Genomic DNA, 14,124 nt, shown 5'->3' with positions numbered 1-14,124 from the left:
GCATGGATATGAAGCTTGCACTCAGGGACACACAAAATATCGGAGCCGCAAGAGCCAACCCATGGAGCTTTGAGCGCGGCCGCCGCGTCATCGGCCGATCTGGCGATTGCGACTGGCAGATCGACGACAATGAGCGGCGCGTTTCCAAGCAGCACTGCACGCTCAGCCGCGATGGTGAAGGTTTTACGATCCTTGACCAGAGCGCGAACGGCACGCTGGTCGATGGCCGCCTGCTGCTCGAAGGCGAAAGCGCGCGTCTACGGGACGGTTCGCAAATCAATATTGGCGGGCAGATTTTTCAGGTTGCCATCAGCGGCGATGCCGAGCTGGATTTTTCCGATCCCGACGCATCCCTGCGTATGAGTGACGAGCCGCTGACCATTTCGGCGATCCTTGCCGATATCGCCCCGAACGGCCGCTCGGCCGGCGGCGTGATGGGCAACACAGCCGCCTCCGATGAATGGTCCGAAACATGGCGCGAGGGCGCGAACCGGAAGGCAAAATCCATTTCGCGAAATGTTGAGATCGGCTGGAGCGAACCGCCTGCGGCGCGTGGAATAGGCACCGTTCTGCCTGATAACTGGGACGACGAGCCGGTTGCAAGCAGCGAGCACGAACATACCGACGCATTGAACACGCCGGTCATGATTTCACGCCCGGTTTCGGCCGCAGGTAGCGAAGATTTCAACAGTGTTTTTCCGGAGGCAAGCGAAGAGCCGACCCTGGAGAAAGCATCAACTGCTGATAATTCGACCGCGCAGGAGATCGGCGATCTTCTGACCACGCTGGAGCGGGAAAACGCCGATTGTCTGGCCATTCTCGACATTGAAAACGAGCGCGCCGGCCACGGTTCGTCAGCCTCCCTGAGCGATCGGATGGAAACGCTGATCCGCCAGCAGCGGCGTCTCGCCGCCTCTCTCGAAACCTTGATCCATAACTGCACGCAAAAGCTCGAGCCACGGATTCTCGAAGCCTCCGTCGATGCCGGCAACGATCTCCGGGCGAAAATCGGCCGCAGGGACTGGCAGGGCCTGATCATGAAGGCCGATTACTGGTCCACGTACAAAAAGCAACTTGAGGAAAACGGCCGTCCATTACCGATCAGACAGTTCCTGCAGCGGGCAGCGCGCGGTGAGACCGCGCCTACACCGGAACCTGACGCGATTGCGGCCGATGCAAAGGGGGTAAACAACCACAATGAGACATGAGAACCGTGTTGCCTGGAGCGAGGGCATGTTTCTTCGCGTCCAACATTTTCAGCAATCCGACCGCTGGACCGAACGCCTGGTGCGCAACACCACGCGCAACCTCTCGCCTTACCCCTGGGGCGTCGCCGAAATCGGCGTGGACCGCAGCGCATTGTCGATAGGGCAATTCGCCCTGTCGAACCTGCGTGGCGTCCTTCCCGATGGAACGCCCTTCGAAGCGCCTGAAGATTCCGACTTGCCGCCGCCACTCGATCTCGACGAAAGCGTGAAGAACGCCGTCATCTATCTCGCCCTGCCGGCCCGGCAGCCGGGCAAGGCGGACATGTCCGCCAGCGGCCGCAAAGATGCGAATAATGTGCGCTTCACCGCTTCCAGCTACGAGGTCTCCGACACCAATATCGAGACGGATTTCGTGGCCCCCATCGATGTCGGCCGTCTTAGCCTGAAATTCCTCAAGACCGGCGACGATCTTTCCGGTTATGATCTCATCGGGCTGGCACGGGTCATCGAGGTCCGCTCCGACCGCGCGGTCATTCTGGACCCGGATTTCATTCCTCCGAGCCTCAGCTGCGCGGCGGCACCCCGCCTCAACGAATTGCTGACGGAACTTCTGGGGATCGTGCGCCACCGTGCGCAGGCGATTGCCGAACGCATCGGCGACCCGACGATCCGGGGAACCGCGGAAGTGGGCGATTATTTCCTGCTGCAGATCCTCAACCGCGCCGATCCGCTGCTGGCGCACCGCTGCGCCAACGCCACGCGTTTTCACCCCATCCGCTTTTACGAAGACTGCATCCAGCTTGCCGGCGAACTCGCCACCTTCACCACGGACAAAAAACGGGCGACGGATTTCCCACCCTATCGGCACGAGGATCTGAAGGCCACCTTCGGCGCGGTTTTTGATGATCTGCGCACATCGCTGTCGGCGGTTCTGGAACAGGCCGCCGTGGCCATCGAACTGGTGGAGCGCCGTCATGGCGTCCGCGTCGGCACCATCCACGATCGCACATTGCTGCGCGATGCCGGTTTCGTGCTTGCCGTGCGCGCGGATATGGCCGCCGAGGACATTCGCCGCCGTCTGCCGGCTCAGATCAAGGTCGGGCCGGTGGAGCGGATTTCCGAACTGGTCAACGTGGCGCTGCCGGGCATTCCCGTGCGCTCCCTGCCGGTTCTGCCGCGACAATTGCCCTATCGGTCCGGCACCGTCTATTTCGAGATCGACACGCAATCACCACTCTGGAAGCAGCTTGATACATCAGGCGCGATTGCCCTGCATCTGGCAGGCGAGTTTCCCGGGCTTGAGATGGCAATGTGGGCGTTACGCGAATGAGCAAGGAAAAGCCCTCCTCCTGGCAGGATTTGCCGACGGTGGTCGAAATCACCGAAGAAAGCCGCCGACGCAACCAGAACGCCCGCAACATGGCGGCGATCCTGGAAGACATTGTCGAAGCCGACGAGCCGGCTGGGCGAACGAAGGCAAGCGCGGCCGCCATGCCGGTCGATCAGCTGCTCTCCGGTTTCCATTTCGGCGGCGACGATGTGCCGACGCTCGTGCAATCGGCCGCCCCCCTTCTCAACCTCGCACATATCCTGCGCTTCAGCGATGCCGAGCCGGATCCCGATCAGCTTCGCCGCGCCTGCGTTGAGGCGATCACCCGCTACGAGCGTGATCTCGCTTCCGCACGCATCAGCCCCGAACGGGCAAGGGCGGCGCATTATGTCGTATGCGCCACGGTGGATGATGTCGTTCTGAGCAAGCCCTGGGGCGTGCGAGCAGGCTGGGCGCGCTCCGGCCTTGTCTCCACCTTCCACAATGACGTTACCGGCGGCGACCGGGTTTTCGACATTCTCGACCATTTCCACCAGTCACCCGGCGCCAACAAGGATCTGCTGCTGCTGATCTATCTGTGCCTGTCACTGGCTTTCGAAGGACGCACCCGCGTTTCGCCAAAGGGTGCGCTGGAGCTCTCGCGCATCCGCGACAGCCTCTACAAAACGCTGATCGGCCAATACGGCACTTTCGAACGGGAGCTTTCGCCGCACTGGAAAGGCGTCGATGCACGGCATACGCCGTTGCGCACGATGGCTGCGCTGTGGACCCTGCTTTCGCTGATGGCGCTTGCCTTCGCGCTTGGTTATCTCTTCTTCACGCTGTCGCTCAACAACGCCTCCGACGTCACCTTCGAGAAGCTCGCGCATCTGCCGCCGAACGAGACCCCGAGCGTGCTGATCGCAAACCCGCCGCCACAGCCACAGGCGCAGGTCGAAACGCCCAAGGTCGTGGAACCGCCGAAGACGGAGCCGCGGCAACCGTCCCGGCTTGAAAAGCTGATGGCCTTCCTTCAGCCGGAAGTCGAAAAGAAGCTTGTCACGCTTGCGGATGTGAACGGGCGGCTGCGCGTCCGCATCAACAATTCGGGCCTGTTCTCCACCGGCAGCGCCGATGTCAGTCCGCAGTTCCGCGACCTCATCCAGCGCATCGGCGGGGCGCTTGCGGCTGAAAAATTCCGCGCCGTCGTCATCGGTTATACCGACACCGTGCCGATCAAGACGGTGGAGTTTCCGTCGAACTGGCACCTTTCCGAAGCGCGCGCCAAGGCGGTCGGAGACATTCTTTCACAATTCACCGGCCCGGAAGCGATCCTGACGGAAGGCCGTGCCGACAGCGACCCGATCGCCGACAACAAGACGGAGGAAGGTCGTCAGATCAACCGCAGAACAGAAATCATGGTCCTGACCAATCCCGATGAAAAACTGAGCGACGCCGGCATTCTCTCGCCGACCGTCCAGAACAGTTCGGGACAGCAGCCGCGAGAGGTCCAGCCATGAATCCGCTAAGCTATTTTTATACGATCCGCTCCTATGTCGAGAGCTATGCGGCTCTCATCGGCCGCCGATTCCTGTCGCTGCTGTGGGTGGTCGCGCTCTGCATCGTCATCTGGTTTTACGGCTATCTGGTCGCACTGGGCGATTTCAAGCCTTTGGGAACGACACAGGCCCGGCTGATCGCCATCGGCATCATTCTGGCGATATGGCTGGTCTATATCGTCGTCACGATTTATCGCGGTCGCAAGCAGGACAAGGAACTCGTCGACAGTATCGAGCGCGAAGCCCTTGCCAACCGCCAGGCCGAAGTCGGCGAAATCCAGACGCGTCTCAAGGAAGCCTTGGCGCTGCTGCGGCGGGTCACGAAAAAGCGCTTCGGTTATATTTACGACCTGCCCTGGTATGTCATCTTCGGCGCACCGGGCTCCGGCAAGACAACGGCGCTCACCAATTCCGGCCTGCAATTTCCGCTTGGCGATGCGCTCGGCGAAAACGCGGTGAAGGGCATCGGCGGCACACGCAACTGCAACTGGTGGTTCGCCGACGAGGCGATATTGATCGACACTGCCGGCCGTTACACCACGCAGGACGACCTTGATGGCTCATCGAAGGCCGGCTGGGAAGGATTCCTTGGACTTCTGAGACGATATCGCCGCTCGCAGCCGATCAACGGCGCATTGGTGACATTGTCTATCCCCGATCTTCTCACCCGTGATCCCGAGGAACAGCGGCAGGAACTGCGCTCCATCCGTCAGCGGCTTTCGGAACTGGACGAGTATCTGCGTGCGCGCGTTCCGGTCTATATCGTGCTGACGAAGGCGGATCTGCTGCATGGTTTCGTGGAATTCTTCGACGGTTTCAACAAGACCGATCGCCAGCAGGTATGGGGCACCACCTTCAAGCTGGATGAGAGCTATACCGCCGAAAACCTGCCGCAACGCCTGATGGAAGAGTTCGAACTGCTGCAACAGCGGGTCGATGCGATGCTGATCGAGCGCCTGCAGCAGGAGCAGAATGCCGAAACGCGCGGCCGCATCTTCCGTTTCCCGGCTGAACTCGCACGGCTGAAGGACCGGCTCCATGAAGCTCTGACCGAGCTTTGCGCAAGTTCTCCGCTCATCGAAGCGCCGCTTCTGCGTGGCGTTTACCTCGCTTCGGGAACGCAGCCGGAAACGGGAAGGTCTCCCGCAGCGTCCCGAACCCGCCGAAGCTATTTCCTGTCGCGGCTGTTCAAGGACGTCATCTTCCCCGAAGCCGCACTGGTGATGCGTGACAAGCGCCTTTCCAGGCGACAATTGCTGGTGCGGCGCATTGCCTATGGCGTTTCCGCCGCCGCGGTCGCCATTGTCTTCACCGGCTGGATTTTCACCTATTTCGCCAATACGCAGGCGCTAGCGGAAGCCGATCGCAAACTTGGCGCTTATGAACAGCTCGTTCAGGGCATTCCCGTGCGCGATGTTTCCGACGCCGATTTTCTCCGTATCCTCCCGGCGCTCGACAATCTGCGCGATGTCAATTCCGGCTTTGCCCGCGAGAGAGTGTGGAACGTCAGCTTCGGCCTCGATCAGGAAGACAAGATCGCCGGACGGCAGCGTGACGCCTATCAGCGCGCGCTCAACGCCCTTCTCCTGCCCCGCATGATCGTGCAGCTACAGAAACAACTGAAGGACGAAAAGGATATCACACGCACCTTCAATTCGCTGAAGCTCTATGGAATGCTCGGCGGCATGGGTGCGCTGGAGCCCGATTTCCTGACCGTGCAGACGCATCAGATGTTCGCCTCCCTTTATCCCGGCGACGGAAGAGCGGCGGCGAGAGAGGCGCTCGACCGGCACGCAAAAGCACTGGCGAATGGCGTGCTCGCCCCGATCGAACTCGATGCGCGGCTCATCGCCACCGCCCGCGAAACCATCCGCAACCAGGCTGTCGGCACGCGTGCCTATGATATTCTCGCCGGTCTTCCGCAGGCGCGGGAACTGATGGAATGGACACCCGCCACGGCTTTCGGCCCGCTTGGCGAGCGCGCCTTCGAGCGTCGCAGCAAGGCGCCAATGGCGGAAGGCATCGAAGGTCTTTTCACGGCGGAAGGATATCGCACCGTTGTCATTCCGCAGGTCGCCCATGCGGCGCGCATCGCGCTTTCCGAAGCGTGGGTGCGCGGTTCCGATGATGCCATCAGGGGCGCCACGGTCGAGCAGGTGGCGCAGGCTGCACTGCAAATCTATTTCGACCGTTTCGAGAAAAAATGGGCCGATACGCTGGCCGACCTTCGGGTCAAGCCATCCCAGACCCTGGGCGACGCGGTGGAAACAACCCGCGCACTTGCCAATGAGCGCAATATTGTGGTGGAGGCCGCCAAATCGATCGCGGATGCGACCGATCTGCGCCCCGGAGCAAACCCGGCCACCCTCGCCTCCGCCGCGGAAGGTGACACAACCGCAGCCGTTCTGGCCGCCACGGTGAATGCGGCCGATCCCTATGCGAGACTGCGCGACATGCTTGCGGCGAAAGGCACGACCGCAACGGGCGAGGCCAATGGCGGCAAGGCCGGTGGTTCGCCATCGGAACAGTTGCTGGCGCATTTCAAGATGCTGAACGAGCAGCTTGCCCGCTCGGCAACCACCTCCGACGAAGTCGCCAGGGTGTTCGACGTGGATAGCCAACTCACCAAGGCAAATCAGGATCTGTTGCAGCAGGCCCGTGAATTGCCTGCGCCGCTGGATGTGTGGGTGGCGGGCGTGGCGGCGGATGTCGGCTCGCTTGCGGTCAAATCCGCACGCAGCCGCATTGCCGAACTCTGGGCAGCCGATGCGGCGTCCCTGTGCTCTTCCATCGTCACGGGCCGTTATCCTTTTGACAGGTCGTCTTCCCGCGATGTCGCCATCGCGGATTTCACCCGTCTGTTCGGGCCATCTGGTGTTTTCCAGAGCTTCTTCAAACAGCGACTGGAGCCGTTTGTCGACAGGACGACCAACCCCTGGAGCTGGAAAGGCACCTTCGGCGCCGCCGGCATTCCCAGCAGCGCCATTGCCCAGTTCGAAAATGCCGACAAGATTTCGCGCGCCTTCTTCCCGAATGGCAGCGAGACGCCGGCGGTGTCGATCAATGTCAAACCCGTTTCGCTCACCAATGCCTCCAGTGCCGTCATGCTGGAAATCGAGGGTGAGCGGGTCGTTTATTATCACGGCCCCATTCAGGCGAAATCGATCACCTGGCCGTCGCGCGAAAACACGGCCAGCCTGTCGCGCATCGCCTTCCAGCCGGGCGGCTGGCAGCAGGCGAAAACCGAAAACGGCGACTGGTCGCCATTCCGGCTGTTTGACGGCGCCGACATCGAAAACCAGTCGGGTGATCTGCTGCGGGTGCGATTTGCGAATGGCGCTCAGGCTGCCGAATTCGATATTCAGTTCGGTTCGGTTCTCAACCCATTCAGGCTGGACGCCATCGCCGGCTTTGCCTGCCCCGCACAGTTTTAGCGGCGGGGCGGCACAGCGTTTTTTTACAGGAGGGGATCTATGATGAAAGCAACGACGAAAAGCACCACGGTCAATAACAACTAATGGCCAATCAGGCATCGAGGCCCGCGGAAACCGCAGCGGAAAGCGACCGTATCGGTTTCTTCGGCAAAGTACCCAGCCATGGCGACTTCATCTCCGACGGGCTTGAACGAGAGTTGATCGGGACGTTTGACGACTGGATGCGATCCGGCCTGCACGCCTGCGCGGACACGTTCGCGGGCCGATGGTCCGAAATATTCGCGTCATCGCCTCCCATACGTTTCATCATCGAAAGCGGCATATGGGGAAACTCCGCCTATGCCGGCGTGCTGGTGCCCAGTGCAGACCGGGTGGGGCGAAAATATCCGCTTGCCATCGTTGCCCAGCTCAATAACTTCCGGAAACATCCAAGAACGCTCTATCTCGACGACACCTGGTTCATGGCCGCCGAGGCGCTGGCCGAAACATCCATGACGGGTGATTTCGACATGTCCCGGTTCAACGCCTCCGTCAAAAAACTGCGCCCGCCGAAGCCACGGGAAGAGGATGATGCACCGGAAATGGTGCGTAACCGTGTACCGACGAGCCTCTGGTGGCGCATCGATCCCGTCAACCGCCGTGCACGCGGCCTCAAATTTGACGGCAAACCCAAAGCTTCCGATTTCCTGCGCCTCTTCAGCGACATGGCAGGCAAGGGCGATGAGGAAGGTTCAGCACCTGCGCAGGCGCCGGAGAGTGCGAGACAGAAAACCCCACCCGTTATTTCGCCCGCGCCCTCAACCGAACAGCCCACGCCGGTTATCTACAGCTATGCCACGCACCCGGGAACACGGCTCTCCCTGAATGCGGATTCGCTCTTCGTTTCCCAGACGCCTGCCCTCTTCGCCATAGCGGATGGACAGGGGGACACGCACAGCGCCGTGGAAGCGGCGCGTCTGGTCACGAATATTCTTGCCGAGACGCCCGATGCCGAAAATCCCGAAGTGATGGCGCAGCAGATCAGGGGAAAGCTCGGCACGGTCAACAGCCTGCTTCTGTCCCGGCAGGCCATGGGCGCCGACGGCAGGCCGATGGCGAGCGTCGTCATAGCCTCCATTATCGGCCGCAGGCTGAGCGTGTTGTGGTCTGGCGACGCGCGTGCCTATCTCCTGAAAAACGGAACCATGCACCAGCTTTCGCGCGATCACGTCGTTGTCGGCATGAAAAAGCAGCTCTCGCAATGTGTCGGCCTTTCCCAGCAATTCCGGCCGGATATCGTCGGGGAAGAGTGGAGTTCGCAGGACAGGCTGCTCCTGTGCAGCTATCCGCTGGTGCAAATCCTGAAGGAGCGCGCCATTGCCGAGATTGTCGGCAACACCCCGATCAAGGACTGCGCCAGCGCCCTGATCCAGGAAGCGCTGATCGAAGACGCACGCGAGAATGTCAGCGCCATCGTGATTGGAAACCGGCTTGAGCAAGGGTAAACAACCGGGCGATGGGCCTGCCTACCCGCAGGTTGCCGAGCGCTTTTCCGATCTGTGGGAAAGCATCCGCCACGATGGCACTGAGGAGAGGTCGGCCGAAGACCGGAAGGATCTGATCGACCAGATCAGGAACGCGCTGGATCGGAAAGTCTCGTATTTTTCCGAGGCAAAACCCGACTGGATTGCCGACAGTTTTTCCCTTGAACGGATTGCCTACGAAAGCGAAAACACCCTGCTGCTGCAAGTGCGGCACCGCGATCTCGGCACCCTTCATGCGCTGAAGACCGTGCCACCAGCGTTGAGAAACGACGCGGCGCTACTGCAAAGATTGCGGGAGGAGGCACAGGTCGGACTGGCGCTGCGCCATCCGTGCCTGGTGGAAACATCGGCGCTGCTGAGACTGCCCGATGGGAGGCCGGGTCTGTTGCAACCATGGCTGCCGCAGTCACTGGCGTCGCAGCGGCCTACTACCGCGCCGCAGGCGATCACAATCCTTCGCCGCCTGCTGGAAGGGCTAAGCGGCATGCATGCACGGGGTTATGTCCACTGCGATGTCACACCAGCCAATATTTTTCTGGAGGACGGCGATTTCGAAACAGGTAGGCTTGGCGATTTCGGTATTACGCTGGAGATCGGCCAAAGACATGCGGAACGGGGCATGAGCTTCGCCGCCTCGCGCGAATTTGCGGCGCCGGAACGGATGCGGGACGCAGCGGCAAAGCCGGATCAGGATATATTTTCAGTGGGACGGCTTGCCCGGCGGCTTGCCGGGTCAGATGGGGCGCGAGCAACGCAAAGCTTGGCGGATTTTGCGGACGCCTGTTGCCATGACGATCCCGCTTTGCGTCCGCAATCGGCGATGGAAGCGCTACAACTTCTGTAGCGCCCAATCGTCAGTTGCCGCTGCCGGGAAGCGGTGCTGCCGCCGTCGGCACGCTCTTCTGGAACACGGTCAGGAGCTTGGCCGAATCCACCAGCGGCGCGTTGCTGGCATAAAGCACATCACCCATCTGCATCTGGAAAAGCTGCATGAGGGCAATGCTGGAAGCGTCGCGCATATTGACGTGATAGATTACCGGCCGCATGGTCGTGGCTGTCGCGACCGGGCCTTTCGCGCCCGATGCCGTTGCGGCGGGAACCTGAATGATCTCGTTGCGGAAGACATAGACATTGCGTGCGTCCGCACGGTCATCCAGCAACCCGCCGGCGCGGCCGACAGCCTGCGCCAGGGTGAGTTTTCCGGCTTCGAACTGGAATTCGCCGGCGCTCTTGAAGGCGCCGAGCGCCGTGTAACTCGCCGCATCGCCATCGATCATGATCTGATCATCCGGCGAAAGTCGGATATTCTGGCGGTCTTCCCGCATGACGCGGTCAAGCGGCGCGCTGGCCCTGTGCGAGCCGCGAACAACGGTGACCGTGGCAGCACCCGGCGCGACAGTCGGGCCGCCGGCCTGATTGAGGGCATCGAGCACCCGCTCCTGCCGGGCGGTGAGCGTTATTTTGCCGGGGTTCTTCACTGCACCGCCGAGCATGACGGCGCTCGTCGGCTTGTCAACGACGGTGACGACGGCCTGCGGGTTCACGGCCGATCCCTTGAGCCCGGCGACGACCTGCGATTGCAGCCCCTCAGGCGTCGAATCCACCACCCGCTGTTTGCCGACGAAGGGAATATTCACCGATCCGCTCTGATCCACGGTAAAGCGGCCGAGATTGAGCGTCTTGCTTTGCGTCGGGGAGAAAAGTCCGTCTTCTCCCGTATCCAGCACGGTGATGTCGATCACGTCGCCGCGCCGCAATCTCTGGGCGTTGTAACCGGTGTTGCGAAGCGCGGTAAGGCCAGGCCCGGAGGCGCCCTGCAGGCTCCCGGCGGAAACCGTGGCCGCCGGTGCATTCGCCAGTTCGATGACGGGGATTTTTTCGTTGGTTCGTGGGAAGGTCGCAGACCGGATATTGCCCGCGGTCGGTCCGTCAGATGGCTTTGCACATGCGCTCAAAAGCGCCACCAGCAAAACCGCCCCCAACTTTTTCATCCCTCATCCCCTCGATGATTCAACCTGACGCAGAGATAACATCCCGACACGTCATCGCAACAACTTTAGCGGTTGCAATTTAGCGAAAACTTGTCTTCCAAAGAAAAGGTGTGACCATTCCGCAACCTTTTCGGAAGCGCCCAAAAGCAAACCCCAACAATGTACCGATGAGAAATAGGCAGCGATCCCGCGCTCACCGGCATGGGGATTTTGGATGGAACGGTTTTGCGGTGCGGGAGTTTGTTTTGTGCAAACCCAAGACAGGAGGAAGAACAATGGACCACAGCAATCACGTCCGTCTGGCTGAAACCGAACTCACACCATCCGTTCTGGAAGGCGCCACCGTTTATGGCGCGGATGATCACAAGGTCGGTAAAGTTGACCATGTCCACGGTGTCGGCGCCAACACGACAGCCATCATTGATGTCGGTGGTTTTCTCGGCATTGGCGCAAAGCCCGTTGCAGTGCCGATCAGCGACCTTGATTTCATGCGCGATGAGGATGGCGACGTCCATGCCGTTACCTCGTGGACAAAGGACCAGTTGAAGGACATGCCCGAACATCGTCACTAAGCCTGTCCCACCAGACTTCAGAAGCGCCCGGCCATGTGCCGGGCGTTCGTTTATATGGGCCGCTCCCTGCACCGCTCCCCCTCCGCCGGCAAATGGAACACTTGCGCATGTCAGGCATTTTCATGGCGCGCAATAATCGGGCGCAAGGCATTCAAGGGGACGACAATTGCACAATCAGGTTCAGGCCAGCCCGCTGAGCATTGACGACGTGACCGTCATCGATGACGAAAAGGTCAAGAAGGCCGTGACGGCCGCAGCCCTCGGCAACGCCATGGAGTGGTTCGATTTCGGTGTTTACGGTTTTGTCGCTTATGCCGTCGGCAAGGTCTTCTTTCCCGAGGCGGCTCCCGCCGTTCAGACCGTAGCGGCACTGGCGACATTTTCGGTGCCGTTTCTCATTCGTCCTCTCGGTGGCATTTTTTTCGGCGCGATGGGTGACAAGTTCGGACGCCAGAAAGTCCTTTCGCTCACCATCATCATCATGGCGGCCAGCACTTTCTGCATCGGCCTCATTCCGGGATATGCGACGATAGGCATCTGGGCGCCCGTCCTCCTGCTGCTCTGCAAGCTCGCACAGGGCTTTTCCGTAGGCGGCGAATATACCGGCGCGGCGATCTTCGTGGCGGAATATGCGCCGGACCGCGAACGCGGCTTCCTCGGCAGCTGGCTCGATTTCGGCTCAATTGCCGGCTTCGTGCTTGGCGCGGGCTTCGTCGTGCTGCTCAGTAGCGCCATGGGGGAAGCAAAATTCCTAGATTGGGGCTGGCGCATACCCTTCTTCCTTGCCGCACCGCTCGGCCTCATCGGCCTTTATCTCCGCCACGCCGCGGAAGAAACCCCGGCCTTCACCGAACGGCTGCAGCGCGCTGAAGAAGAGGACCGCCAGTCGCTCAAGGAGCGGCCGATGGTGCCGATAGCGGAAATCGCCAGAGAGCATACCCGATCCCTGGCAATCTGCATCGGCATGGTTCTCGTCACCAACGTGACCTATTACATGCTGCTGACCTACATGCCGACCTATCTGTCGAAAACGTTGAATTACAGTGAGGATCACGGCGTTCTCATCATCATCGCTGTCATGGTCGGCATGCTGTTCGTCCAGCCGGCGATCGGCTTGCTGAGCGACCGAATCGGCCGCAGGCCGTTTCTCGCCGTCGGCAGCACGGCGATCCTTTTTTTCTCGCTGCCGGCCTTTCATTTCATTGCCAGCGGTCAGGTGGTGCAGATCTTCTTCGGGCTGCTCATTCTCGCAGTCGCACTCAATTGCCTGATCGGCATCATGGCCTCCACCTTACCCGCCCTCTTCCCGGCCCGCATCCGCTACAGCGCTTTGGCAATCGCCTTTAATATCTCGATCATCGTCGCGGGGCTGACACCAACGGTAACCGCCTGGCTGGTGGAGGTGACCGAAAACATCTACATGCCCGCCTATTACCTCATGGTCGCAGCCGTCTTCGGCATCGTCACGACCTTCTTCCTGAAGGAAACGGCCAACCGGCCGCTCTATGGCGATACGCCGAATGCCTCCAGCCGGAAGGAAGCAAAATCGCTCCTTGCCGAGCAATATCTCCACATCGAAAAAAGTGTCGAGGAGATCGACGAGGAACTCGTCAAGCTGGAGGAGCAGAAGAAAACCCTCCAGGCGAAACGCGAGGAACTCGTTGGCCGCCATCCGGACCTGAACTGACAACTGCGCGTCAAAAAATAAAATGCGCGGCGGTGCATCTTGCACCCCGCGCATCAGGTTTGATGGTTTTCAGCAATGCGCCTTGATTTCCGCCGTTGCCTGTCTCAAACGGCGAGGAAACCGCCATCGACGGGCAAGACGGCGCCGGAAATCATCTTGCTGTCGTCCGAGAGCAGCAGCGCGATGCTCTGCGCCACCTCTTCCGCTTCGGCAAAACGGTTAAGCGGATGACGAACCATCATCGGCTGGCTCTTTGCGGGGTCGTTCCAGGCCTCGGCAGCGAGTTCGGTCAGCGTGATGGTCGGCGCAACCGCGTTGACGCGAATACCATGGGGGCCGAGCTCCTTGGCGAGAACACGAGTTGCACCTTCAAGCCCTGCCTTGGACGCTGCATAACACAGGTGATCCTGAAAACCGCGATGGCCGGCGATAGACGTGATGTTGACGATGGCGCCACCGCCGCCATTTGCGATGCGGGCGCGGGCAAATTCCTGGCAGGTGATAAGGGCCGCACGCAGGTTGATGCCCAGCACGGCTTCATAACCCGCATCGCTCATGTCGAGCACGCTTTCCAGCACGTTGATGCCGGCGCTGTTGATCAGGAAATCGCAGGGGCCAGCCTCCGCCATCGCGGCGCGGGTGGCGGCGACATCGGCAAGATCGACACGGATCGAACGGCCGCCGATTTCGCTTTTCAGGCTGTCGAGATCTGATTGCGTGCGGCTGATCGCCACCACTTCCGCACCGCGCGCGGCCATCAGCTGCGCACAGGCGCGGCCGATACCTTTTCCTGCGCCGGTGATGATGACGGATTTTCCGGAAAACTGCATGGAACCCTCGT

General features: G+C 60.7%; 10 protein-coding genes. 8 read left to right on the top strand and 2 right to left on the bottom strand.

The features are described from left to right. The first annotated feature begins 2 nt into the window (after positions 1 to 2). From ASB65_RS13375 to ASB65_RS13350, 6 genes are all read left to right on the top strand, one after another. Positions 3 to 1,208 carry a type VI secretion system-associated FHA domain protein gene (locus ASB65_RS13375; protein WP_060724230.1) on the top strand — a complete coding sequence of 402 codons (1,206 nt, stop codon included), beginning with the start codon at positions 3 to 5 and terminating at the stop codon, positions 1,206 to 1,208. Beyond that, entirely contained in the window at positions 1,198 to 2,538 is a 1,341-nt protein-coding gene (tssK, locus tag ASB65_RS13370; RefSeq protein ID WP_060724229.1) for a type VI secretion system baseplate subunit TssK, read from the top strand. The genes ASB65_RS13375 and tssK overlap by 11 nt, the downstream gene beginning before the upstream one ends. Then, the gene (gene tssL / locus ASB65_RS13365; RefSeq protein WP_060724228.1) at positions 2,535 to 4,037 is read left to right on the top strand and encodes a type VI secretion system protein TssL, long form; all 1,503 of its coding nucleotides are present in this window, start codon (positions 2,535 to 2,537) and stop codon (positions 4,035 to 4,037) included. The genes tssK and tssL overlap by 4 nt, the downstream gene beginning before the upstream one ends. Then, positions 4,034 to 7,510 (top strand): type VI secretion system membrane subunit TssM, encoded by a 3,477-nt coding sequence (gene tssM, locus ASB65_RS13360; protein WP_060724227.1) that lies wholly within the window; start codon positions 4,034 to 4,036, stop codon positions 7,508 to 7,510. Before tssL ends, tssM begins: the two co-directional genes overlap by 4 nt. An 83-nt stretch (positions 7,511 to 7,593) precedes the next feature. Then, complete coding sequence (gene tagF / locus ASB65_RS13355) at positions 7,594 to 8,994, top strand: type VI secretion system-associated protein TagF (RefSeq protein ID WP_060724226.1); 1,401 nt, start codon at positions 7,594 to 7,596, stop codon at positions 8,992 to 8,994. Next, positions 8,981 to 9,877, top strand: coding sequence for a protein kinase domain-containing protein (locus tag ASB65_RS13350; RefSeq protein WP_060724225.1), 897 nt, complete (start codon positions 8,981 to 8,983; stop codon positions 9,875 to 9,877). The genes tagF and ASB65_RS13350 overlap by 14 nt, the downstream gene beginning before the upstream one ends. A 10-nt stretch (positions 9,878 to 9,887) precedes the next feature. Here the strand turns inward: ASB65_RS13350 and ASB65_RS13345 are convergent, their stop codons facing one another. Beyond that, a complete protein-coding gene (locus ASB65_RS13345; protein WP_060724224.1) occupies positions 9,888 to 11,024 on the bottom strand; it encodes a polysaccharide biosynthesis/export family protein in 1,137 nt (378 codons plus the stop codon). A 275-nt stretch (positions 11,025 to 11,299) separates the two neighbouring features. On the opposite strand from ASB65_RS13345, the gene ASB65_RS13340 reads away from it, so the two are divergent. Both ASB65_RS13340 and proP read left to right on the top strand, forming a co-directional pair. Beyond that, positions 11,300 to 11,596 (top strand): PRC-barrel domain-containing protein, encoded by a 297-nt coding sequence (locus ASB65_RS13340; RefSeq protein ID WP_003504518.1) that lies wholly within the window; start codon positions 11,300 to 11,302, stop codon positions 11,594 to 11,596. A gap of 166 nt (positions 11,597 to 11,762) precedes the next feature. Further along, a complete protein-coding gene (gene proP, locus ASB65_RS13335) occupies positions 11,763 to 13,283 on the top strand; it encodes a glycine betaine/L-proline transporter ProP (protein ID WP_060724223.1) in 1,521 nt (506 codons plus the stop codon). A 104-nt stretch (positions 13,284 to 13,387) separates the two neighbouring features. Here proP and ASB65_RS13330 read toward each other — a convergent pair whose 3' ends face one another. Then, positions 13,388 to 14,113 (bottom strand): SDR family oxidoreductase, encoded by a 726-nt coding sequence (locus ASB65_RS13330; protein WP_060724222.1) that lies wholly within the window; start codon positions 14,111 to 14,113, stop codon positions 13,388 to 13,390. Positions 14,114 to 14,124: the final 11 nt, after the last annotated feature.

Origin of the sequence: Agrobacterium tumefaciens str. B6 (genome assembly GCF_001541315.1) — a bacterium.
Taxonomy (GTDB): Bacteria; Pseudomonadota; Alphaproteobacteria; order Rhizobiales; family Rhizobiaceae; genus Agrobacterium; species Agrobacterium radiobacter.
The sequence above is the reverse complement of the archived record's forward strand: the minus strand, read 5'-3'. Positions and strand labels throughout refer to the sequence as shown.